Consider the following 23525-nt stretch of genomic DNA (forward strand, 5'->3'; position numbering starts at 1 on the left):
CGCGTTGCTGACACTGGGCTTCGATACGTCCGGCCCGCATTGCGCGGCCGTCCTGCTGCGCGATGGCGCGGTCGTCGCGTCCGCCGCGGATGACATGGGCCACGGGCAGGCCGAACATCTCGTGCCCATGCTCGAACGCATCCTTGCCGAGGCAAACGTCGGATGGGCCGACCTCGACCGTATCGGCGTCGGCATCGGCCCCGGGAATTTCACCGGCATCCGGATCGCGGTCGCAACCGCGCGAGGGCTGGCGCTGGCACTGGAACGGCCGGCTGTCGGCGTCTCCAGCTTCCGGGCCATCGAGCACGGCCGCGCCGAGCCGCACCTGGCCGTGGTGCCGGGCCCGCGCGACCAACGCTACATCGCGCCGCCGGGCGAGCCGCCGTCGCTGGTGACGCTGGCCGAAGCGCAGGCGCATGGCCTGCCGCTGCGCGAACCTCCCCCACCGGCGCAGCTCGTGGAGGCTATCGCGCGGATCGCGGCCGCCGCGGACGTGACCGACCTTCCACCGCCTGCGCCGCTTTACGTCAAGCCCGCCGATGCAGCCCCGCCGCGCGACCCTGCCCCGAGGATCCTGCAGGATGACGCCTGAGGCGATGGCAGCGCTGCACGCGCGGGCCTTCGCGGGCGAAGGCCGTGGCTGGCGCGCGCCGGAGTTCCGTGCCCTGCTCGACAGCGTTGGCGTTTTCGCAACGGGTGACGCGCGGGCCTTCGCGCTCGGCCGCGTGGCCGGCGACGAGGCGGAGCTTCTGACGCTGGCCACCGACCCGGCGCACAGGCGGCAGGGCCTGGGGCGTGCGCGATTGGCCGACTACGAGGCCGAAGCGCGACAGCGCGGCGCGCGGCATGCCTTTCTGGAGGTTGCCGGCGACAATGCCGCGGCCTGCATGCTCTATCGCGCCGCGGGCTACGCCGAGGCGGGCCGGCGGCCGGCCTACTACGCGCGCCCCGGTGGATCCCGGGCCGACGCGCTGATCCTGCGCCGCCCCCTGGAATAGCCCGACGACCCGCCGGCAATCGCCTCCTGATTCCGCCCCAGCCTTGTCAAACCGGCGGACATGCGGCTAGGTGATGGTCATGCAGATCTACCTGCCCATAGCCGAAGTCTCGGTGAACGCCTTCCTCCTGTTCGGGCTGGGCGGGCTGGTGGGCATCCTGTCGGGCATGTTCGGCGTGGGCGGCGGCTTCCTCATGACGCCGCTTCTGTTCTTCATCGGCATTCCCCCCGCCGTGGCCGTGGCGACCGAGGCCAACCAGATCGTCGCCTCGTCCTTCTCGGGCGTGCTGGCGCACCTGCGACGAAAGACGGTCGACCTGAAGATGGGGGTGGTATTGCTCATCGGCGGTCTCGCGGGGGCGGCGCTGGGTGTGCTGGTTTTCAACTACCTCAAGTCGCTGGGCCAGGTCGATCTTCTGGTGCGGCTTTGCTACGTGGTGTTCCTGGGCGTGATCGGGGGCATGATGTTCCTCGAAAGCCTGCGCGCGATCCGGCAAACACGCTCGGGCGGCCCGGCCCGCCGGCGCCGTCGGCACACATGGGTGCACGGGCTGCCCTTCAAGATGCGGTTCCGCACCTCGGGGCTTTACATCAGCGTCATCCCGCCGGTCCTGGTCGGCGTGGCCGTGGGTATCCTCGCGGCGATCATGGGTGTGGGCGGCGGCTTCATCATGGTGCCGGCGATGATCTACATCCTCGGCATGCCGACCAAGGTGGTTGTCGGCACCTCGCTGTTCCAGATCATCTTCGTCACCGCCTTCACGACGCTGCTGCACGCGACGACGAACTACACCGTCGACGTGGCATTGGCCGTGCTGCTGCTGGTGGGCGGTGTCATCGGTGCCCAGATCGGCACGCAGATCGGCACGCGGATGAAGGCCGAACAGCTGCGCATCCTGCTGGCCGTCATGGTGCTGGCCGTCTGCGGCAAGCTGGCCGCCGATCTTCTGATCAAGCCGGCCGAGGTCTATTCCATCGGCGAGGCGGGAGGGCACTGATGCGGCTGTGGCTCGGGCTCCTGCTGTGCCTTTGCGCCCTGCCCCTGCGGGCCGAGGAGGTGGTGCTGGGCCTGAGCCGGGACAGGGTCGCGATCACGGCAACCTTCGAGGGGTCCGAGATACTGGTCTTCGGGGCGGTCAAGCGGGAGGCGCCGATTCCCCAGGAGCCGCTCGATGTGATCGTGGCCATCGCCGGGCCTTCGAAACCGGCGGTGGTGCGCCGGAAGGAACGCCGCTTCGGCATCTGGATGAACACCGAGGCCGTCGAGGTGGACGCGGCACCCAGCTTCTACGCCGTGGCCACCAGCGGGCCGCTCGACAAGGTATTGTCCGAGGTCGAGGACCTGCGCCACCAGATCACGCTCGAACGTGCGATCCGCTCGGTGGGCGCGCCGATGACCATCAAGGACGCGCGGCGGTTCACACAGGCGCTGATCCGCATCCGCAAGAAACAGGGCGCCTACCAGACGCTCGAGGGCGGTGTCGCGCTGGACGAACAGACGCTGTTCCGGACCGCCATCGACCTGCCGGCCAACCTGACCGAGGGGCAATACGACACGCGCATCTTCCTCACGCGCGAGGGGCGCGTGGTGTCCAATTTCGAGACCACCATCGACGTGCGCAAGGTCGGGCTGGAACGCTGGCTTTTCACGCTGTCGCGGCAGCAGCCCCTGCTTTACGGGCTGATGTCGCTGGCCATCGCCATCGCCGCCGGCTGGGGCGCCTCGGCGGCCTTCCAGCTCCTGCGGCGCGCCTGAGCGTCAGCCGCGGCCGACGAAGGGCATCCTGGTCGCCATCAGCGTCATGAACTGCATGTTCGCCTCTGCCGGGAGCTTCGCCATGTGCAGCACCGTGCGCGCCACCTCGGCCACGTCCATCGTTGGCGGCGGGTTGTCCGGGTCGGTGGCGATGACACCGTCAAGAAGCGCTGTGCGCGCGTTGCCGATATCGATCTGGCCGCAGGCGATGTCGAAGTCGCGCCCGTCGAGCGACAGCGACTTCGTCAGCCCCGTGATCGCGTGCTTGGTCGCGGTGTAGCCCACCGAGGCGGGCCGTGGCGCGTGCGCGCTGATCGAGCCGTTGTTGATGATGCGCCCGCCCCGCGGGGTCTGCGCGCGCATCCGGGCAAAGGCCGCCCGCGCACAAAGGAACATGCCCGTCAGGTTGACCTCGACGATCTGCCGCCATTCCTCCGGGTCGAGCCCGTCGATCAGCGCGGCCCGCCCGAAGGTGCCGGCGTTGTTGAACAGAACATCCAGACGCCGCTCCGCGCAGAACGCGCCAAACGCCGCGTCAACGGCGGCCGCGTCGGTCACGTCGCACGGCAGAACACGGGCAGCCGGGTGGCCGTCGGCCACGGCCTCGAGCGCATCGCGGCGGCGCGCCAGAAGCCCCACCCGCCAGCCGGCGTCAAGGAAATGGCGGGCGCATTCCGCGCCGATCCCGGCGCTCGCCCCGGTGATGACGATCGAGTTCACGTTTCCTCGGCCTCCAGTTCCAGCGGCGCGGGCGCGGCCTTCAGATCGTCGGTGCGCAGCGGATGCGTGGGCTTCGACAGGCGGTTGCGCACCACCCAGTGCAGACGCTCCTCCGCGCGGGTGATGGCGACATAGGCCAGCCGCTTCCACAATGGCTGGCCGGCCTCCGTGCGACCCATGCGCGCGGCGGCGAACAGGTCGGGCGCGAAGACCTGCACCTCGGGCCATTGCGATCCCTGCGCCTTGTGAATGGTGACCGCCGCCCCGTGAAGGAAGCTCGCGCCCATCGAGGCGGCAAACGGGATGAAGGGTTCCTCCTCCTCCGGCTTCTCGATACGCACGATACTGGCCGCGCTCACGCGCGGATCCTCCGCGCCGATGACGTGGAGCCGCGAAAAGCCGGGCTTCTTGCCGGGGCCGAGGTAGATGACCTGCGCCCCCTTGATGAGCCCGCGCGCCTCGAGGTCCAGCCGCCGCTTGCGGTGCTTGAGCGGCAGTTCGATCCCGTCGCAGATCAGTGGCTCGCCCGGCAGAAGTTCCGTCTCCGGGGCCTGGTGCACGGTGCGGAACGCCTGGATCAGACGGATGCGGGTCGCGTTGCGCCACACCAGCACGGGGCTGCGCGCCATCAGGTCGACCTCCACCCGGCCCGAAACCTGCACACGGTCGTCGCGGGCGGCGATCTCGTGGACCATCGACTCGAAGTCCTGAAAACCGATCGCCGGGTCGGACAGAGCGTGTGCCAGATCGAGGATCGGGTTGTCCTGCGTCTGCCGGTGCACGCGGTGCAGGGTCAGCTTGGCGTCATCGGCCATCCCGTCGAAAACCATGCGCCCCGACTGGTTCACGGGCGCAAGCTGCGCGGGGTCACCAAACAGCAGGACGGTTGGGAAGATTTCGCGCAGGTCCTCCATCTGCCGGTCATCGAGCATCGAGGCCTCGTCGACGAAACCGATGTCGAGCGGATCCTCGCGGCGCTTCCAGCCGGTGATGAAATCCGACCCGCGCAACCCGGCGGCGGCCAGCGCCCCCGGCACCGACTTGTGGCTTTCGTAGAAGGCCAGCGCGCGGTCGAGCGCCTGGTCGGTCAGCCCTTCGATCTCCGGGCGGTCCCCTTCGCCCGAAAGCCACTCGGCGATCTTCTCGTAGTCCTTGTCGTAGACGGGGGTGTAGAGGATGCGGTGGATCGTGGTGGCGGGCACGCCGCGGGTGCGCAGCACGCTCGCGGCCTTGTTCGTGGGCGCCAGCACCGCAAGAGTGCGCCGGTCGCGGCGGCGGCGCCCCTCGTAATCGCCCGAAACCAGCTCGACCCCGGCCTCGCGCAGCGCGTGCGTCAGCGAGGACAGCAGCAGCGTCTTGCCCGACCCGGCCTTGCCGACAACCGACATGACGCGCGATCGCCCCTCGCGCGGGGGGGCCAGCAGGCCGTTGTCCAGGTCGACGCCGGCCTCGCGCAGCGCCTCGGCGATGCGATCGTGGGCCTCGGCCTGGTCCTCGGAAAATGCGGGCGCCGGTACGGACATGGCGCGAACCCTAACCTTGCGCCGCGGCCTGCGCCAGAGCAAGCGGCGCCGCGCGAAACACGCGGCGCCAATGTCCTGACCGGGGCTGCAGCCCGCGCGCCGGTTACGGGCCCGCCTCGAGCACGTCCTCGACGGTGCGCAGCCCGGTGCGCGGCGATTGCACCAGCACGGCCATGTTGCCCGGCTTGTGCTCGTTGCGCAGCATCTTCATGTGTGCCTGCGGCAGGGTATCCCACGCGAAGACCTCGGACATGCAGGGATCGAGCCGACGTTCGAGCATCAGCTTGTTGGCGGCGCTCGCCTGCTTGAGGTGGGCGAAATGGCTGCCCTGCAGGCGCTTCTGGTGGCTCCACATGTGACGCACGTCGAAGGTGCAGTTGTAGCCCGTCGTGCCGGCGCAGATCACCACCATGCCGCCCCGTTTGACCACGAATGTAGAGACGGGGAACGTCGCCTCGCCCGGATGCTCGAAGACCATGTCGACGTTCACGCCCTTGCCGGTGGTGTCCCAGATGGCCTTGCCGAAACGGCGGACCTCGGCGAACCACTCCTTGTATTCCTCGGTGTTGACTTCCGGCAGCCGGCCCCAGCAGTTGAAATCCTTGCGGTTGATCACACCCTTCGCGCCCAGGTCCATCACGAAGTCGCGCTTGTCCTCTTCGGATATCACGCCGATCGCGTTCGCGCCGGCGGTGTTGATCAGCTGGATCGCGAAGGATCCCAACCCGCCCGAAGCCCCCCAGACCAGGACGTTCTGGCCCGGTTTCAGGTCATGCGGTTCGTGGCCGAACAGCATCCGGTAGGCGGTGGCCAACGTCAGCGTGTAACATCCCGACTCCTCCCAGGTCAGGTGCTTGGGCCGCGGCATCAGCTGCTGCGCCTGCACCCGGGTGAACTGGGCGAAGGAGCCGTCGGGGCTCTCGTAGCCCCAGATGCGCTGGCTGGGCGACAGCATCGGATCGCCCCCGTTGCAGGCCTCGTCGTCGCCGTCGTCCTGGTTGCAGTGCACGACAACCTCGTCGCCGACCTTCCAGCGGGTGACCTTTTCGCCGACCTTCCACACGATGCCCGCCGCGTCCGAGCCGATGATCGCGTAGGGCGCCTTGTGCTGACGGAACACCGAGGCCGGCTGGCCGAGGCAGGCCCAGACGCCGTTGTAGTTGACGCCCGCGGCCATGACCAGGATCAGCACCTCGTGGCTGTCGATCTCGGGCGTGTCCACGACCTCCTTCTGAAGGGCCTGGTCGGGGTCGCCGTGACGCTCCTGCCGCAGGACCCATGCGTGCATCTTCGGCGGCACATAGCCAAGCGGGGGCAGTTCGCCGACCTCGTAAAGGTCCTTTTCCGGTGCGTCGTACTCGGCGATGCCCGTTTCCGTGTCCAGCGCCATGGTCAGCCTCCTCGTCATCCTTTTGCCGCGACGCAGAATCGCGGTTCGCCCCATGGGATAGCCAGCGGCACGCAACAATGCAATGCCGTTTGGTTGGAATTTGTAATTTTATGACCGCGCGGATGCAGAAAGATCCGCGATTACGCGCTGCACCCGCGAAAATGATGGCCGATGGAGGCCGCGTAATACTCCAGCAGGGGCCGCGCGTCCTCGGGCACCGTGATCGCGCCGCGCCCGTCCGCGACCAGCCCGCGCCATCGCAACCGCCGCAACCCTTCCGCCGCAAGCGCGGCACCGTCCCCGTCGGGGTGGCGCACGTGGTCGCGCGGCAGCGCCGCGACCATCCCGTCGACCGCCGCGGCCAGATCGGACTCGCCGGGCGGGGCATCCGCCAGCAGCAATGCGCGGGCGACCAGCGGCACGGGAAGGACTGGCACCTCGGCGCCGATGCGTTCCATCAGAACCTCGCCCAGACCCTCCACCCCGGCGCCGGGCCTGTCACGCTCGAACGTCGCCAGTGACAGCGGAGGGCCGAAGCTCACCGCGGCGAACCCCTGCCGGTGGTAACGGCCCGCCAGCTTGCGCCAGAGCTGTTTCAGGATGGAAACGGCGACAACGCTGATGCGGGCGCGAAAGCGGCGTTCGCCCGACCGACCGGCTGCCACGAGGGTCCGGTCCTCGAGCACCCGGTCGTAGTTCAGCGCCACCGGCACGAAGACAACGTCGCGCGACTCGGCGCTACGCCCTTCCACGATGTATTTCAGCAGGCCCAGACGTGGCGGCGCCAGCGCGCCGTCGAGGCTGAGACCGCCCTCGGGGAACACCGCTTGTGTCACGCCGCCTTCCGTCGCCAGCCTGACGTAACGCGCGAGCACCCGGCGGTAGAGATCATCGCGCGATTTCCGGCGAATGAAATAGGCCCCCATCGCCCGGATCAGGCCCGAAAGCGGCCAGACCCGGGCCCATTCGCCCACGGCATAGGCCAGGGCCGAGCGTTCGGCGACCAGCCAGGTGACCAGCACGTAATCCATGTTGCTGCGATGGTTCATGACGAAGACGACTGTTGCGTCGCGGTCCACGGCACCGAAAGCGTCCTCGTCGAAATGTCCCAGCCGGACGTGATAGAGTGCCCGGCTGAGCCACTTGGCGAGCCGCGTGGCAACCCCGAAATAAGCCGTGGCGCTGAAACGCGGCACGATCTCGCGGGCGTAGCGGCGCGCCTGTTCGAAGGCCACGTTCTCGGGCACGCCGTGCTCCTTCGCATGCTGCGCCACGGCGCGGCTGACCTCGGGGTCGTAGATCAGCCGCTGGATCATGTCGTGGCGACGGGCCAGCTTGAACGGCTCGATCGGCCGCTGCAGCCGTTCGTTGAGGCGCGCGACCACCCGCTCCATCCGGCGGCGGAAGAACCACCGAACGGAGGGAAAGAGAAAATGCGACGCGAAGGTGACCGCCGCGAAGGCGACCAGGAGCACCAGCACCCATAACGGCATTTCGACGGTTCGGCCCATTGGTGCAGCAAAGCAGGTCGCGCGCCCCGCGTAAATGGCCTACGCCGCAACGCAGCGAATTGACAGTGCCACAATGTTTTTCCTATGAACGCGTAAGCGCAACAAAATTGCGCAAACTGATTCACGAGGCCCGCCGATGTCGCAGACGCAGAATGAGCCGCAGAAAGACCGCCAGCCCGACCGCCCCTGGCTGATCCGCACCTATGCCGGGCATTCGACTGCAGAAGCCTCGAACGCGCTTTACCGCGCCAACCTGGCCAAGGGACAGACCGGGCTTTCGGTCGCCTTCGACCTGCCCACGCAGACCGGCTACGACAGCGACCACGTGCTGGCAAAAGGCGAGGTCGGCAAGGTCGGGGTACCGGTGTGCCACATGGGCGACATGCGCACGCTGTTCGACCGGATCCCGCTGGACCAGATGAACACCTCGATGACGATCAACGCCACCGCGCCGTGGCTTCTTTCGCTCTACATCGCGGTGGCCGAGGAACAGGGCGCGGACACCTCCAAGCTGACCGGCACGGTGCAGAACGACCTGATCAAGGAATACCTCAGCCGCGGCACGTACATCTGCCCGCCCAAGCCGTCGCTCCGGCTGATCGGGGACGTGGCGGAATACTGCTATGCCAACGTTCCCAAGTGGAACCCGATGAACGTCTGCTCCTACCACCTTCAGGAAGCGGGCGCGACGCCCGAGCAGGAGCTGGCCTTTGCCCTTGGCACCGCGACGGCGGTGCTGGACGAGCTGCAAACCCGCGTGCCTGCCGCTGATTTCCCGCGGCTGGTGGGGCGAATCAGCTTTTTCGTGAACGCGGGCATCCGGTTCGTCACCGAGATGTGCAAGATGCGCGCCTTTGTCGACCTGTGGGACGAGATCTGCCGCGAGCGTTACGGCGTGGAGGACCCGAAATACCGCCGCTTCCGCTATGGCGTGCAGGTCAACAGCCTCGGGTTGACCGAGCAGCAGCCGGAAAACAACGTCTACCGCATCCTGCTGGAGATGCTGGCGGTGACGCTGTCGAAGAATGCACGCGCGCGCGCCGTGCAGCTGCCGGCCTGGAACGAGGCGCTTGGCCTGCCCCGGCCGTGGGACCAGCAGTGGTCGATGCGCATGCAACAGATCCTGGCCTACGAGACGGACCTTCTGGAGTTCGACGATCTGTTCGACGGCAACCCGGCGGTCGACGCCAAGGTCGAGGAACTGAAAGAGGGCGCGCGCCACGAGCTCGCCAGCATCGACAGCATGGGCGGGGCCGTCAATGCCATCGAGTACATGAAGGCGCGGCTTGTGGACTCCAACGCCGACCGGCTGGGCCGGATCGAGCGCAACGAGACCGTGGTCGTGGGCGTCAACAAGTTCACCGAGTGCGAACCCAGCCCGCTGATGGACGAGGAGGGCGGCATCCTTGTCGTCGACCCGGCGGTGGAACAGGAGCAGGTGGACAGGCTCGACGCCTGGCGGGCCGCGCGCGACGATGCGGCCGTGTCCGAAGCGCTGGCCGCCCTGCGCGCGGCCGCGCAGGCGGGCGAAAACATCATGCCGCCCTCGATCGCGGCCGCCAAGGCGGGGGTGACCACCGGCGAATGGGCCGAGCAGATGCGCGCCGTGTTCGGCGAATACCGCGGGCCCACCGGCGTGTCGCCCAACCCGTCGAACAAGACCGAGGGCCTTGACGATATACGCGCCCGGGTGGACGCGGTCAGCGACAGGCTGGGCCGGCGCCTGAAATTCCTCGTCGGAAAGCCCGGCCTCGACGGGCACTCCAACGGGGCGGAACAGATCGCCTTCCGCGCACGCGACTGCGGCATGAACATAGACTACGAAGGTATCCGGCTGACGCCCGAACAGATCGTCGCCGGCGCGGTGGAAAGCGGCGCGCATGTCATCGGGCTGTCGATCCTGTCGGGCAGCCACGTGCCGCTGGTCGAGGATACGCTGCACCGTCTGCACGAGGCCGGACTCGGCGACGTGCCCGTGATCGTGGGCGGCATCATTCCCGAAGAGGACGCGAAACGTCTCAAGGACATGGGCGTTTCGAAAGTCTACACGCCAAAGGATTTCGAGCTGAACACGATCATGATCGACATCGTGACGCTCGCCGATCCCGCGGCGCTGGCCGCTGAATAAGCCTGCGGCAAACCCTTGCGGGAATTCACGAACGGGCTTCGCCTCTGAATGGAAGCCGGCGCCGGAATTGCGACCCATCCGTTTTCGGGATTGCATTTTCATGCAATTGCGCCAATATCCTTGAAAACATGTTCAAGGGGAAACGAGATGGAAATCGATCTCGACAAAATGTCGAAAGACGAGTTGCTGGCTCTGAAAAGAGACGTTGAAAAGGCGCTGAAGACTGTCGAAACCCGCCGCCGCGCCGAAGCGATGCGTGCGGCGGAAGAGGCGGCCAAGGAATACGGCTTCTCTCTTAACGATTTGCAAGGCGGTGCCGGAAAGGGGTCGAAAGGTGCGCCCAAGTACCGAAACCCCGAAAATCCCGAACAGACCTGGACAGGCCGGGGCCGCAAACCGAATTGGGTGATCGAGGCACTGGAAAACGGCAAATCGCTCGACGATCTGGCAATCTGAAGCAAAAGCCGCATGGTGTCTCAAGACGAGATCATGAAGATTTCGCCGGAAACCTGCGGGAATGCCGGTCCATGAGCGGGAAAGTTCGAATCCGGCCGATCGAACGGCGCGATGAAAGCGGTTGGCGCGCGCTCTGGACGGAGTACCTGGATTTCTACGAAACGACCGTCTCCGACGAGGTCTACCAGACAACCTTCGCGCGGCTGTGTTCATCCGACCATCCCGACCAGAACGGCCTGATCGCGCTCAGCGGCGACCGCCCTGTCGGGCTGGTTCACTACATCTTCCATCCGCACAACTGGCGGATCGAGAAGACCTGCTACCTGCAGGATCTCTACACCCACCCGGACGTGCGCGGCACGGGCGTCGGCCGCGAATTGATCGAGGCCGTCTACGCCGCCGCCGATGCCGCCGGATGCCCCTCGGTCTATTGGCTGACACAGGACTTCAACACCCAGGCGCGGCGGCTCTACGACCGGGTGGGCAAGCTGACGCCCTTCATCAAGTACGCGCGCCCATAGACACGCGCGGCAGAACATTGACCGCGCCACCGCTTGCCGCCTAGCCTTCCGCCCCGAGGGCACCCGACGCCCGGATGCCCGGAACCAGGAGGCCGACAGGCATGGCGGACGATCCCATTCTCGAAGACCGGGCGGGCGGCTGCCTGTGCCTGACACTCAACCGGCCCGACCGGATGAACGCCTGGGACAGCGCGATGCGCGCGCAACTGGTGAACCGCCTGGCCGCGGCCGCCACCGACCCCGAAGTGGCGGCCGTGGTGCTGACCGGCGCGGGCGACCGCGCCTTCAGCGCGGGTCAGGACCTCAATGAACTCAGCACCTTCGACGCGGGCATGGCCGAGGACTGGATCGACAGTTTCGGCGCGCTCTATCGCGCGGTGGGCACGTTGGAGGTGCCGGTGATCGCCGCGCTGAACGGCGTGGCCGCCGGATCGGCGTTCCAGTTCGTGCTGCTCACCGATATCCGCATCGGGCACGCCGGCGTGCGCCTTGGCCAGCCCGAGGTGAACTCCGGCATCGCCAGCATCACCGGGCCCTGGATCATGCGCGAGATGCTCGGGCTGTCGCGGACGAAGGAACTGACGCTCACGGGCCGCCTGATGGACGCCGACGAGGCGCACCGGCTGGGCGCGCTGCACGAAGTGGTCCCGCAGGACCGCGTGCTGCCCCGCGCGATGGAACTGGCCGACGAGCTTGGCGCCAAACCCCGCACGGCGATGCGCCTGATCAAGCGGCGCTTCTTCGAGGTGCTGGAGCCGGGACTGGACGATGCGATCACGGCGGCCAAGCGCTATCATCGCATGTCGTTCGAGTCCGGCGAGATGCAGGAGGAAACGCGCAGGTTCCTCGGCCGGGGCGGCGATGAATAGCATCGCATCCCTGCCCGCCGCCCTGGCGCCGCCCTTCCCCCGAACGCTGGGTGGCCTTCTGTTGGACCGGGAGCGCGACACGCCGGACGACGTGCTGCTGATCCACGAGGGGCGCGAAATCACCATCGGCGAACTTGCCGCCGCCGCGCGGGCCGAGGCCGGTGCGCTCCGGGCACAGGGTATCGTGCCGGGTGATCCGGTGCTGACGATGCTGGAGGCCGGGCCGGGCCACATCGCGCAGGTGCTGGGCATCGCGCTGGCCGGTGCGCTCTGGGTGCCGCTGGCACCCGACGCGCGGGGGCCGTCGCTGGCGCATGCACTCACGGTGGCCGACCCGATGCTGGCGGTGGCCGCGCCGGGCACCACGCAGACACTGCGCGCGGCGGGCTACCCGGCCGACCGTCCGGTCCTGGAGCGTGACGGCTGGGCATGGCGGCCTGCCGAGGCGGCACCCGAACTCGGGCCGCCCGCCGACCCGGACGCGCACCGCGCGATCCTGTTCACTTCGGGCACCACCGGCCCGCCCAAGGGCGTGATCGTGACCGAGCGGATGCTGATCGCCTCGGCCGCCGGTTGCGCGCTGGCCAGCGCCTGCACGCCCGGCGACGGCTACCTGATGTGGGAGCCGATGCACCACATCGGCGGGCCGCAATTGCTGGCGATGGCGCTGGCGGGGCGGGCGCGGCTTGTGCTGGTCGAACGTTTCAGCGCCAGCGGGTTCTGGGACGCGGTGCGCCAGAACCGCGTGACGAAGATGCACTATCTGGGCGGCATCCTGGAAATCCTGCTCAAGGCGGCACCGGCCGCGAACGACCGCGACCACCCGGTCACGCTGGCCTTCGGGGGCGGGGCCCGGCCCGACGTCCAGCGTACGTTTTCCGAACGTTTCGGCGTGCCGCTGCGCGAGGTCTACGGCATGACCGAGGCCTCGAGCTTCACCACGGTGAACATGAACGGCGCGGAAGGCGCGGTCGGCCAGCCCGTTCCATGGCTCGACGTGGAGATCCGAGATGCGGCGGGCCATCCGGCCTGCGGCGAGGCGACGGGCGAAATCGTGGTGCGTGCGAGGCACGCGGGGCTGTTGACGCCGGGCTACCTGGGCGACCCGGACGCCACCGCAAAGCTGCGGCGGGACGGCCGGCTGTTCACCGGCGACATGGGCCGGCGTGACGCGGCCGGCAACCTGTATTTCCTGGGCCGCATGACGGATTCGCTGCGGCGCCGGGGCGAGAACGTCTCGGCCTGGGAGGTCGAGACGGCGCTGGCCGCGCATCCCGACATCGCCGAAACGGCCGCCGTCGGCGTGGATGCCGAGACGGGGGAACACGACATACTGTGTTTCATCCTGCTGCGCGACGGCGTTGCCTGGGACCCCGCGGCGCTGGCGGACTGGGCGCGCGCCAACCTGCCCCGCGCGCATGTCCCGCGCTACTGGAAGCAGGTGACCGCGTTCGACCGAACCCCCAGCCAGCGCATCCGCAAGGCCCGGCTGGATCGCGACATCGCGGACGCCTTCGACCGCGGCGACCGCTGAGCGGGGGTGGCCCGCGGGCGCGGCCCGTGCAAGTCTGGCCCGAGAACGGTACGGAAGAAGGGGGACGAAAGGTGCTGCTTTTCGACAGATCGGAATACCAGGCCCGCGTCGAACGCGTTAAGGCGGCGATGGCGGCACGCGGCATCGACGTGCTGCTCGTCGCGTCGCCGGCCAACCAGTTCTGGCTGACGGGATATGACGGCTGGTCGTTCTACACGCCGCAGATGGTCGTCGTCGCCGCCGACCGCGCCGAACCGGTCTGGATCGGCCGCAAGATGGACGCCGCCGGCGCCAAGTTCACCGCCTATCTCGCGGCGGACAACGTCGTGCCCTACCCCGACGAATACGTTGGCTCCGACACGCTGCACCCGATGGATTTCGTCGCCGACCGGCTGATCGACATGGGGCTGGGCGCGCGTGCCGTCGGCGTCGAGACCGACGACTACTACTACACCGCGCGCTGGGATCATATCCTGCGCCGCCGCCTGCCGGAGGCGGATTTCCATGACGCCTTCCTGCTCGTGAACCGCTGCCGCATGGTCAAGTCCGAGCGGGAGTTGACCTACATGCGCCAGGCCGGGCAGATCGCCGCGGCCGCGCAGCAGGCCGCATTCGAGGCCGCGGCGCCCGGCGTGCGCCAGTGCGACGTGATGGCCGAGGTCTACCGCGTGACCACCGCCGGGCTGCCGGAGTTCGGCGGCACCTTCCCCTGCAAGCCGCCCAACGCGATGGTGGGCGAGATGTGCTCGGCCCCGCACCTGTCGTGGACCGACGAACAGCTTGCCGACGGTGACATATTCTACATCGAACTGGGCGGAATCCGGCACCGGTATCACAGCCCGCTGTCGCGCTGCATCTACCTTGGCACCCCGCCGGACGAGCTCAAGCGGCTGTCCGAGGTGATCGCCGAGGGGCTGCAGGCGGTGCTCGACACGGTCAGGGCGGGCGCGACCTGCGCGGACCTCGCTGCCGCCTGGCAAAGGGTCAGCCGAAAGCACGGGGTCGAGAAGGACAGCCGCATCGGTTACCCGGTCGGCATCGGCTACCCGCCCACGTGGGGTGAGTTGACGGCCAGCCTGCGCAGCACGGATACCACGGTGCTGGAACCGGGCATGACCTTCCACTGCATTCCCGCGATCTGGCGCGAGCACGACGGCGTGGTCATCTCGGAAACCTTCGCGGTCACCGAGACGGGGGCGGAGGTCTTCGCGCAGTCCCCGCGCGAGCTGTTCGTCAAGGCCTGAGCGCGGCAAGGGAGGCGCCGATGACACCTGCACAAGCCCACAGGCCCGTGGTGATGACCAGCCATCGCGGCATGGTGGTGGCCGGGCATCACCTTGCCGCGGAGGCCGGCACGCAGATGCTGCGCGAAGGGGGCAACGCGATGGACGCCGCGATCGCCGCCGCCGCGACGCTGGCCATCGCCGTGCCTTACATGAACGGGATCGCGGGCGATGCGATCTCGCTTTGGTGCGATGCAAGCGGCACTGTGGAGACGATCAACGGCTCGGGCCGCCTGCCCGGTGCCTTCGACGCGCAGGCGCTGGCCGACGCGGGCCACGCCGCGCTGCCCGCGACCGGTCCGCTGACGGTGACCGTGCCCGGTGTCGTTGCCGCCTGGGGCGAGGCGCTGGAGCGTTACGGCACGCGCGATCTTTCCCACGTGCTGACGGCCGCGATCGACGCGGCAGAAACCGGCGTGCCGGCCGACGCGACCAACACCGCCTTCTTCAACGGCCCGGTCTACGCCGGATTGTGCCGCGATCACCCGGAGCTGACCGAAATGTTCGGGCGGCCGGGCGACTGCCGCCTCGGACAGGTGCTGCGCCAGCCCGGCGCGGCGCGCACGCTGCGGCAGCTGGCGCGGGACGGCTGGCGGGCGTTCTATTCCGGGCCGCTGGCCGACGCCTGGCTGGCACAGGCCAGCGCCAGCGGTGTGCTGCTCTCGGCCGACGACCTTGCCGGCCACCGCACCGAGTTTCAGGCGCCGCTCAGCGTGGCGTGGCGGGGGATGACGCTGCACGCCGCGCCCCCCAATTCCCAGGGGCTCGCGCTGGCCGCGCTGGCCGGGCTCGAGCCGCATCTCGCCGCCGGGACGCCCACCGACGGCCACGACCCGGTGGTCGACCCGCTGGCCTACCTTGCACAGAAGCGGGCCGCCTTTGCCGCGCGCGACCGCTGGTGCGCCGATCCGGCCCGGGTCGATCTGCCCGCCGACCTTCTGGACCCGCCCGGACTGCAGCGGCTGGCTGCCGAAACGCCGGGCCGCCCGCCGGTGTCGGGGGGCGGCGACACCGCCACGCTGGTGGTCGTCGACCGCGACGGCAATGCCGTCTCCTGGGTGCAATCGCTGTTCGAGGAATTCGGATCGGGCGTCACCTGCCCCGAGCAGGGTCTGGTGCTTCACAACCGTGCCCGGCTGGAAACGCTCGACGGCGATCCGGTGCGCGGGGCGCGTGCGGGCATGCGCCCCTTCCACACGCTGTGCCCGGCGATCGTCACCCGCGCCGGCGGGCTTGCCATGACGCTGGCCACGCCGGGCGACCACGGCCAGCCGCAGAGCCTGTACCAGATCCTGCGGCGGCACTATCAGCAGGGCCTCGACGTGCAGCAGGCCATCGAATGGCCCCGCATCCGCCATGACACCGGGGATACCGTCCTGCTCGAGGACCGCTGCCCGCCGGCATGGGACGACGCGCTCGGCGCCGCCGGCTGGCAGGTACGCCGCGTCGGAGCGTGGTCGCGGCTGATGGGCGGGGCGAACGCGATCGCGCGGCGCGAAGACGGGCTGCTGATGGGCGGGGCCGATCCGCGCCGGTCGTGCTACGCCATCGTTGGCTGAGCCGACGTCAGAGCGGGTAGCGGCGCGGCACGAGGCCGGACTGGAACCAGCTGACGAAACTTTCCATCGTGAAAACGGGCAGGCCCGTCGCCGCGGCGATATCGGCGGCGTAGGGCATCATGTTGGTGCACTCCAGCACCAGCGCGCCCAGGTCGGGGTGCGCGGCCTGCAACGCCTGTGCGGCCTCGATATTGTCGGCGCGCGCCGCCGCGACGTCGAGTGCCGGTTCGTCGTCGAGAATCACGCGGGTGAATTCACGCCCCCCTTCCGTGGACCCGACGGGGGTGCCCTCCGGCACGCCCGCGGCAGCCAGGTGCGCGGGTGTCAGGGTCGACGCCGAGATCGTCAGGATGCCGGTGCGGCGCCCCGGCGGCAGCAAACGGTCGACCATCGCCACCTGCATCAGCGACGAGGCCGCCACCGGCACGCCCACCGCGGCGGCAAGATCGCCCTGGAACAGAGACAGGAACCCGCAGTTCGTGGTGATCCCGTCCACCCCGTCGGACACAAGCTCCCGGCCGGCCGCCACGAAGGCTTCCAGCAGCCCCTCGGCGCCGCGGCGCACCACGTGATCCGGCGAGGCCGTGCGCACCACGCGGTAATGCACCGGGAACGGCCAGGTCGCGGCATTGCCCATGTCGCCGGGGATGCGCGGGAACCGCGCATCGAGCATCAGGATTCCCACCGCCGCGCCGTAGACGGATTTGCCACCGGTCACCTGCATTGGCCTACTCCGCCCCGCCGACCAACCGGTCGAACAGCTCCTCGGGGTCGGACACGAAGATGTTGGAATACCCTTCACGGACAGCGGCCACGATCTGGTCCATCCGGCGCATGACATGGATTTCCAGAACCGCCACCGCGCGGTCTTCATCGCGCGCCTCCAGCGCCTCCATGATCTCAAGGTGTTCGCCCTTGGTGGTGCCGACCCGGTGGCCCATGTCGACCCAGCGGATGAACCGGATGCGTTCGTTGATGCGGTCGAGGTGGCGCACCATCTCCGAGTTGCCCGCGAGCCGCGCGATACCCAGGTGGAAAGCCTCGTCGCGCTCGACCACCTCGCGGATGGTCAAGCCGGCCGTGGTCAACCCGTCGGCGTGCAGCCGGTCGCGCAACGCGGCGATCCCGGCGCCCTCCGCGCGGTGGCACGCACGGCGGACGGCGGCCGTCTCGATCACGACCCGCATCTCGTACAACTCGAAGATCGTCTGGGGATCGAGCGCGCGGCAGAAGAAACCCTGGCCGGGGCGGAACTCGATCAGCCGTTCGGCCACCAGGCGGTTCAACGCCTCGCGCAGCGGTGTCCGGCTGGCATCGAGCTGGCGGGCGATCGTGCCCTCGTTGATCCGCTCGCCCGGACGGAAATCGAAATTCACCGCGCGTTCCTTGAGGCGGTTGTACAGCGCTTCGACCCGACCTTCGCTCATGACCCGTCCTTCATCGACGCGGAAACGTCATTGACAGCATACAGGCCATCTTTCAGCATGCAAACCTGTATACAGCTCTGCGCACAAGGTGGCCAGGCGGGGGAACCAGGGGTGAATGCGTCAGGCGCGAACCATCTGACGGGGGCCGAGGCGACGGTCCGCATGCTCGAGGCGCACGGCGTCACGCATGTTTTCGGGCTGTGCGGGGACACCACCCTGCCCTTCTATGACGCGCTGGCGCGGCTCGATCACGGCCTCACCCACTTCCTGACACGCGATGAGCGCCACGCCGCCTACATGGCCGACGGCTACGCCCGTGTCACCGGCAAGCCGGGGATCTGCGAAGGCCCCTCGGGCGGCGGCGCGACCTACATCCTGCCCGGGCTGGTGGAAGCCGACGAAAGTTCCGTTCCGGTGCTCGCGCTGACCACCGACGTGGCGACCACGGCCGCCGGGCGCTACCCGCTGACCGAACTCGACCAGGAGGCGCTGTTCCGCCCGGTGACCAAGTGGAACGCCGTGCTCGACAACGCCGCCCGGCTGCCCGCGCGGATCCGCGCGGCCTTCCGCGCGATGACGACGGGCCGGCCCGGTGCGGCGCATCTGGCCCTGCCCTTCGATACGCAAAAGGGCGAGGTGCCCGGATCCGAGATCTGGGCGGATCCCCGGCACGCCACCTATCCCGCCGAGCCCGCCGCGCCCGACCCGGCCGCCATCCGCGCGGCGGCGGACGTGCTGGCACAGGCCGAAAGCGCGGTCGCCATCTGCGGCGGCGGACCGGTGATCGCGGGCGCCGCGGCACCGCTCGCCCGCATTGCTGAACTGCTGGACCTGCCGGTGGCGACCACCGTCTCGGGCCAGGGCGCTTTGGCCGAGACCGACGCGCGGGCGGTCGGTGTCGTGGGCTCCAACGGCGGCGTGCCGGCCACGCGTGCCGTGGTGGACGAGGCGGACGTCGTGCTGTTCATCGGCTGCCGCGCGGGCTCGGTGACGACCGAACGCTGGCGCTCGCCACCGCCCGGGCGGCGCGTGATCCACATCGACAGCGACCCGATGGTGATCGGCGCGAACTACGCCACCGAAGCGGCGGTCTGCGCCGACGCGCGGCTGGCGCTGGAGGCGCTGGCCGACGAGCTGGCGGGCCGTGGCGACCTGCCCCGCCAGCGTGGGCAGGCGCGGGCGGCGGCGGCCTGGCAGGCGAAGCTGGCCGATTTCGCGCCGCTGTCGGAAAGCACCGCGCGCCCGGTCCGCCCGGAGGCCGTGATCGCCACGCTGATGGACGCGCTGCCGCCCGATGCCACGATCGTCGCGGACCCGGGCACGCCCTGCCCCTATGTCTCGGCCCATTACCGGCTGCCGCGGGCCGGGCGGCATTTCATCTCCAACCGCGCGCACGGGGCACTGGGGTACGCGCTGGCCGCGGCGATGGGCGCGCGGGTGGGCCGCCCCGGCGCCCCCGCGCTGGCGCTGATGGGAGACGGATCCTTCGGGTTCTGCTGCGGCGAGTTCGAGACGCTCGTGCGCTACAATATTCCGGTCAAGGCGCTGGTGTTCTCGAACGCGACCTACGGCTGGATCAAGGCGGGCCAGCACAGCGGCTTCGGCCAGCGGTATTACAACGTCGATTTCGACCGAACCGACCACGCGGCGGTGGCCCGCGCCTTCGGCATGCGCGCCTGGACCGTCGAGGACCCGGCCGACCTGCGCCGGACGGTCGGCGAATGGCTGGCCTGCGACGGCCCTGCCCTGATCGACGTGATCTCGCAGCCGCTCCACGAGGCCGCGGCGCCGGTATCGGAGTGGGTGGCATGAACGCGGATCTTGGCCAACCCATCACCGGCTTCGCGCTGTGGCATCTCGAGGTGCCGGTCGTGTCGCGCCGCGATCACGGCGTGGGCTCGGTCGCCGGCGCATGCGAGACGATCGTGCTGCGCCTGACGGCCGAGGATGGCACGCAGGGCTTCGGCGAGGCCGCGGCTTGGGCGGTGTTCACGGGATCGCCCGAGGCAAGCTTTGCCGCGCTCGACCGCTACCTGCGTCCGCTGGTCGTCGGCCGGCCCGTGGGCCACGTCGGCGCGATCATGGCCGAGGCCGACCGCGCCGTCGCCCACTGCACCGAGGCGAAGGCGGCGCTGGAAACCGCGCTGCTGGACCTGTGCGGGCGGATCGCGGGCGTGCCCGTCTGGGCGCTGCTGGGCGGCAAGTGCCGCGACGCGATCCCGCTGTCGTGTTCGCTGGCCGACCCGGATTTCGACGCCGACCTCGCGCTGGTGGACCGGCTGCGCGCGGACGGTGTCGGCACGGTCAAGCTCAAGGCCGGGGTACACGGCCACGCCTTCGACATGATGCGGCTCGAGCGGCTGCGCCAGGACCACCCGGACCTTGCCGTGCGCGTGGACTACAACCAGGCACTGGGGCCGGAGGACGCCGAGGCGCGGGTGCGCGACGTGGCCGCCCTCGCCCCCGACTTCATCGAACAGCCCGTGTGCGCCGGGCAGTACGCGCTGATGGCGCGCCTGCGTGACGCGATCGACGTGCCGCTGCTGGCCGACGAAAGCGTTTTCGGCCCCGAGGACATGCTGCGCGCCGTGGCCGAGGGGATCTGCGACGGGGTGTCCATCAAGATCATGAAGGCCGGCGGGCTGGCGCGGGCGCAGCGCGTGGCCGAAACCGCCGCGGATGCCGGGCTGACGGCCTATGGCGGCGACATGTTCGAAACGGGGCTGGCCCATCTGGCCGGGGTGCACATGATTGCCGCAACGCCCGCCATCATGCTGGGCTGCGAATTCTACCAGGCGCGCTATTACCTGGCCGAGGACATCCTCGACGCGCCCTTTCCGGTCCGCGACGGGGCGGTCGAGGTGCCCGACGCGCCCGGGCTCGGAATCGCGCCGGCGCCGGACGCGCTGGCCCGTTTCGCCAGGCACAGCATGGCGAAGGCCACGGCATGACGGCAAGGCGACACCATACCGTCGTGATCGGCGCAGGGATCGTCGGCGTCAGCACCGCGCTGTCGCTGCAGCGCGAGGGCCAGGACGTCACGCTGATCGACCGGGCCGGGCCGGGCGAAGGCGCGAGCTTCGGCAACGGCGGCGTGCTGGCCGCCTGCGCGGTCGTGCCCGTGACCGTGCCCGGGCTGATGCGCAAGGCGCCCCGGATGCTGTTCGACCCCGACCAGCCGCTGTTCCTGCGGTGGGGATACCTGCCACGGCTGCTGCCCTGGCTGCGCCTTTACATGAGCCATGCCAATGCAGAAGATACCCGCCGGATCGCGCAGGCACTCGCGCCCCTCACAGGCGACAGCCTTGCCGACCACCAGTCGATGGCCGCGGGCACGCCGGCCGAGCGCTGGATCACGCCGTGCGACTACCTCTACATCTACGACGAGCGCGGGCATTTCGAGGGCGATGCCTTCGGCTGGGGCATCCGCCGCGCCCACGGCTTCGACTGGGAGGAGCTGGAAGGCGCGGATTTCCACGCCTACGACCCCGCGTTTTCGCAGGATCTGAATTTCGCGGTGCGGCTGCCCGGGCACGGACGCATTACCGACCCCGGCCGGTACGTCAAGGACCTGGCCGCGCATGTCGAGGCGCAGGGCGGACGCGTCCTGACCGCCGAGGTCACGGATATCGCGCAGGAGGCCGGGCGCGTGACGGGCGTGCGTGCCGGTGGCGAGACGGTGGCGTGCGACGCGGTCGCGCTGTGCACGGGGGCGTGGTCGAAACCGCTTGCGCGCAAGCTGGGGGTCGAGGTTCCGCTGGAAAGCGAGCGGGGCTATCACCTGGAATTGATCGAGCCCACGGTCATGCCGCGCGCACCGGTCATGGTCGCCTCGGGCAAGTTCGTGGCAACCCCGATGGACGGGCGCCTGCGGCTGGCCGGGGTGGTGGAGTTCGGCGGGCTGGACGCGCCGGCGTCAAAGGCGCCGCTTGAATTGCTCAGGCGCAACGCACGCGCCGCCCTGCCGGGGCTGGACTGGCGCGAGACGCGCGAGTGGATGGGCCACCGCCCCGCGCCGTCCGATTCCATTCCCCTGATCGGCGCGGCCCCGGGCCTGCGCGGCGCCTATCTCGGCTTCGGCCATCATCACATCGGGTTGACGGGCGGCCCAAGAACAGGGCGTCTGCTGGCCCAGCTGATTGCCGGCCGCCAGCCGAATGTTGACGTGACACCGTATTCCCCGGCACGCTTTGCCGCGACCGGGGTTTGACAGCCGCAAGGCGCAACCAACCAGAAACAGGGAGACCCAAAGATGAAAAAGCTGACAAGCCTGATGACCGCCACGGCGCTGACGGCCGCCGCGGCCACGCCATCGTTCGCCGAGACCTGGGACATGCCGATGGCCTATTCCGGCTCGAATTTCCATTCGGTCACCGGCGCGGAATTCGCCGAGTGCGTCACGAGCGGCACCGGCGGCGAGATCGACATCAAGACCCACCCCTCGGGTTCGCTGTTCGCCGGCAACGACATCAAGCGCGCGGTGCAGACCGGGCAGGTCCCGATCGGGGAACGGCTGCTGTCGGCACACCAGAACGAGGATCCTATCTTCGGTGTCGATTCCATCCCGTTCCTGGCCACCTCGTTCGACCAGGCCGACGACCTCTGGGAAGCCGCCAAGCCGACGATGGAGGAAATCCTGGCCGAGCAGAACCTCAAGCTTCTGTATTCGGTCCCGTGGCCGCCGCAGGGCCTCTACTTCAAGGAGCCCAAGGAATCGATCGAGGACATGGAGGGCGTCAAGTTCCGCTCCTACAACAATGCCACGGCGCGTCTGGCCGAGCTGACCGGCATGTTGCCGGTGCAGATCGAGGCGGCCGAGATCAGCCAGGCCTTCGCCACCGGCGTGGCCGATTCCATGATCTCTTCGGGCGCGACGGGCTATGACCGCAAGGTCTGGGAGAGCCTCAACTACTTCTACGAGGTCGATGCCTGGCTGCCGCGCAACTACGTCTTCGTCAACACGGATGCCTGGGAAGGCACCTCGCAGGACAACCGCGACGTGTTGATGGGCTGCGCGGGCCTGGCGGAATATGCCGGCACCTGGCGTGCCAAGGAATACACTCAGTTCACGCTCAACCAGCTCGCCCAGAACGGCATGACCGTCACACCCGCCAGCGACCAGATGAAGGCGGAGCTCAAGGAGATCGGCGAGACGATGACCCAAGAGTGGCTGGATAAGGCCGGCGAGCAGGGCGAAGCGATCGTCGAGCGGTTCCGCGAGATGCAGCAGTAAACTGCCTGCCGGGCGCCGCCACCGCGCGGCGCCCGGACCTTCATCCACCGGACAATCGCATATCGACAGGAGGCCGGCCTTGGAACTGTTCCGCGGGGTGCGAACCATACTCGACGCGATCTACAAGGCGGCAGGCGTCGTTGCCGCGCTTTGCCTGGTCGCCATTCTCGTTCTGATCGTTCTACAGATGCTGGCGCGCTGGACAGGCCTCGTCTTCATCGGGGCGACCGACTACGCCGGGTACGCGATGGCCGCGGCCAGCTTCCTGGCGTTCGCCTATGCATTGAACCACGGCGCGCACATCCGCGTGTCGATTGTGTTGAACACGGTTTCGAAACCGGTGCGGCGCTGGCTCGAGATCTGGTGCTTCGGGATCGGCACGGCGGTCATGTGGTATTTCGTCTGGTACGGGCAGCGTTTCGTCTACTGGTCTTGGAAATTCAATGAGGTCAGCCAGGGCCAGGACGCGACGCCCTTGTGGATTCCGCAGAGCGCGATGCTGATCGGTGCCGTGATCCTCGCGATCGCGCTGACCGATCACCTGCTCCACCTGATCGTCCGCGGCGAGCACCGCATCAGGAACCATGTCGTCGAACAAGATTACGAGGGGTGACGCGC

The 23525-nt window shown here is 68.9% G+C and carries 22 protein-coding genes; 16 read left to right on the top strand and 6 right to left on the bottom strand.

Annotated features, from left to right (window positions below; genetic code table 11):
- Positions 1 to 4: 4 nt before the first annotated feature.
- The 4 genes from tsaB (at position 5) to CEF10_RS08310 (ending at position 2753) form a co-directional block, all read left to right on the top strand.
- Entirely contained in the window at positions 5 to 592 is a 588-nt protein-coding gene (gene tsaB, locus CEF10_RS08295) for a tRNA (adenosine(37)-N6)-threonylcarbamoyltransferase complex dimerization subunit type 1 TsaB (protein ID WP_332870143.1), read from the top strand.
- Positions 582 to 998, top strand: coding sequence for a GNAT family N-acetyltransferase (locus tag CEF10_RS08300; protein WP_101067679.1), 417 nt, complete (start codon positions 582 to 584; stop codon positions 996 to 998). Before tsaB ends, CEF10_RS08300 begins: the two co-directional genes overlap by 11 nt.
- Before the next feature lie 79 nt (positions 999 to 1077).
- Positions 1078 to 1995 (top strand): sulfite exporter TauE/SafE family protein, encoded by a 918-nt coding sequence (locus CEF10_RS08305; protein ID WP_101067790.1) that lies wholly within the window; start codon positions 1078 to 1080, stop codon positions 1993 to 1995.
- Positions 1995 to 2753, top strand: a complete 759-nt coding sequence (locus CEF10_RS08310) for a TIGR02186 family protein (protein WP_101067680.1) — start codon at positions 1995 to 1997, stop codon at positions 2751 to 2753. Before CEF10_RS08305 ends, CEF10_RS08310 begins: the two co-directional genes overlap by 1 nt.
- 3 nt (positions 2754 to 2756) lie before the next feature.
- Here the strand turns inward: CEF10_RS08310 and CEF10_RS08315 are convergent, their stop codons facing one another.
- The 4 genes from CEF10_RS08315 to CEF10_RS08330 all read right to left on the bottom strand — a co-directional run bounded on the left by CEF10_RS08315 (position 2757) and on the right by CEF10_RS08330 (position 7897).
- Complete coding sequence (locus tag CEF10_RS08315; RefSeq protein WP_101067681.1) at positions 2757 to 3473, bottom strand: SDR family oxidoreductase; 717 nt, start codon at positions 3471 to 3473, stop codon at positions 2757 to 2759.
- A complete protein-coding gene (locus CEF10_RS08320) occupies positions 3470 to 4996 on the bottom strand; it encodes an ATP-dependent DNA helicase (protein WP_101067682.1) in 1527 nt (508 codons plus the stop codon). The genes CEF10_RS08315 and CEF10_RS08320 overlap by 4 nt, the downstream gene beginning before the upstream one ends.
- 103 nt (positions 4997 to 5099) lie before the next feature.
- Positions 5100 to 6386 carry a crotonyl-CoA carboxylase/reductase gene (gene ccrA / locus CEF10_RS08325; RefSeq protein ID WP_101067683.1) on the bottom strand — a complete coding sequence of 429 codons (1287 nt, stop codon included), beginning with the start codon at positions 6384 to 6386 and terminating at the stop codon, positions 5100 to 5102.
- A 140-nt stretch (positions 6387 to 6526) separates the two neighbouring features.
- Entirely contained in the window at positions 6527 to 7897 is a 1371-nt protein-coding gene (locus CEF10_RS08330; RefSeq protein WP_101067684.1) for a 1-acyl-sn-glycerol-3-phosphate acyltransferase, read from the bottom strand.
- 136 nt (positions 7898 to 8033) lie between these two features.
- On the opposite strand from CEF10_RS08330, the gene CEF10_RS08335 reads away from it, so the two are divergent.
- From CEF10_RS08335 to CEF10_RS08365, 7 genes are all read left to right on the top strand, one after another.
- A complete protein-coding gene (locus CEF10_RS08335; protein ID WP_101067685.1) occupies positions 8034 to 10025 on the top strand; it encodes a protein meaA in 1992 nt (663 codons plus the stop codon).
- Positions 10026 to 10172: 147 nt separating this feature from the next.
- Positions 10173 to 10481: an H-NS histone family protein gene (locus tag CEF10_RS08340; protein ID WP_101067686.1), complete on the top strand. Its 309-nt coding sequence runs from the start codon at positions 10173 to 10175 to the stop codon at positions 10479 to 10481.
- Positions 10482 to 10552: 71 nt separating this feature from the next.
- On the top strand, positions 10553 to 11002 hold the full coding sequence (locus CEF10_RS08345) for a GNAT family N-acetyltransferase (RefSeq protein WP_101067687.1): 450 nt from the start codon (positions 10553 to 10555) through the stop codon (positions 11000 to 11002).
- A 101-nt stretch (positions 11003 to 11103) separates the two neighbouring features.
- Positions 11104 to 11871, top strand: coding sequence for an enoyl-CoA hydratase/isomerase family protein (locus CEF10_RS08350; protein ID WP_101067688.1), 768 nt, complete (start codon positions 11104 to 11106; stop codon positions 11869 to 11871).
- A complete protein-coding gene (locus tag CEF10_RS08355; protein ID WP_198586165.1) occupies positions 11864 to 13405 on the top strand; it encodes an AMP-binding protein in 1542 nt (513 codons plus the stop codon). The genes CEF10_RS08350 and CEF10_RS08355 overlap by 8 nt, the downstream gene beginning before the upstream one ends.
- A 71-nt stretch (positions 13406 to 13476) precedes the next feature.
- The gene (locus tag CEF10_RS08360) at positions 13477 to 14649 is read left to right on the top strand and encodes a M24 family metallopeptidase (protein ID WP_101067690.1); all 1173 of its coding nucleotides are present in this window, start codon (positions 13477 to 13479) and stop codon (positions 14647 to 14649) included.
- 20 nt (positions 14650 to 14669) lie between these two features.
- Positions 14670 to 16247, top strand: a complete 1578-nt coding sequence (locus CEF10_RS08365; RefSeq protein WP_101067691.1) for a gamma-glutamyltransferase family protein — start codon at positions 14670 to 14672, stop codon at positions 16245 to 16247.
- A gap of 7 nt (positions 16248 to 16254) precedes the next feature.
- Here CEF10_RS08365 and CEF10_RS08370 read toward each other — a convergent pair whose 3' ends face one another.
- Complete coding sequence (locus tag CEF10_RS08370) at positions 16255 to 16971, bottom strand: aspartate/glutamate racemase family protein (RefSeq protein WP_101067692.1); 717 nt, start codon at positions 16969 to 16971, stop codon at positions 16255 to 16257.
- Positions 16972 to 16975: 4 nt separating this feature from the next.
- On the bottom strand, positions 16976 to 17674 hold the full coding sequence (locus CEF10_RS08375; RefSeq protein ID WP_101067693.1) for a GntR family transcriptional regulator: 699 nt from the start codon (positions 17672 to 17674) through the stop codon (positions 16976 to 16978).
- A gap of 57 nt (positions 17675 to 17731) precedes the next feature.
- Between CEF10_RS08375 and CEF10_RS08380 the strand changes: the two genes are divergently transcribed.
- The 5 genes from CEF10_RS08380 to CEF10_RS08400 all read left to right on the top strand — a co-directional run bounded on the left by CEF10_RS08380 (position 17732) and on the right by CEF10_RS08400 (position 23520).
- Positions 17732 to 19486, top strand: coding sequence for a thiamine pyrophosphate-binding protein (locus CEF10_RS08380; RefSeq protein WP_101067694.1), 1755 nt, complete (start codon positions 17732 to 17734; stop codon positions 19484 to 19486).
- Positions 19483 to 20625 carry an enolase C-terminal domain-like protein gene (locus CEF10_RS08385; RefSeq protein WP_101067695.1) on the top strand — a complete coding sequence of 381 codons (1143 nt, stop codon included), beginning with the start codon at positions 19483 to 19485 and terminating at the stop codon, positions 20623 to 20625. Before CEF10_RS08380 ends, CEF10_RS08385 begins: the two co-directional genes overlap by 4 nt.
- The gene (locus tag CEF10_RS08390; RefSeq protein WP_101067696.1) at positions 20622 to 21884 is read left to right on the top strand and encodes an NAD(P)/FAD-dependent oxidoreductase; all 1263 of its coding nucleotides are present in this window, start codon (positions 20622 to 20624) and stop codon (positions 21882 to 21884) included. The genes CEF10_RS08385 and CEF10_RS08390 overlap by 4 nt, the downstream gene beginning before the upstream one ends.
- 42 nt (positions 21885 to 21926) lie before the next feature.
- Complete coding sequence (locus tag CEF10_RS08395; protein ID WP_101067697.1) at positions 21927 to 22907, top strand: TRAP transporter substrate-binding protein; 981 nt, start codon at positions 21927 to 21929, stop codon at positions 22905 to 22907.
- Between the two features lie 79 nt (positions 22908 to 22986).
- Positions 22987 to 23520: a TRAP transporter small permease gene (locus tag CEF10_RS08400; protein WP_101067698.1), complete on the top strand. Its 534-nt coding sequence runs from the start codon at positions 22987 to 22989 to the stop codon at positions 23518 to 23520.
- Positions 23521 to 23525: the final 5 nt, after the last annotated feature.

This window comes from Roseovarius salinarum (assembly GCF_002834145.1).
In the GTDB taxonomy this organism is placed as follows: Bacteria; Pseudomonadota; Alphaproteobacteria; order Rhodobacterales; family Rhodobacteraceae; genus Roseovarius; species Roseovarius salinarum.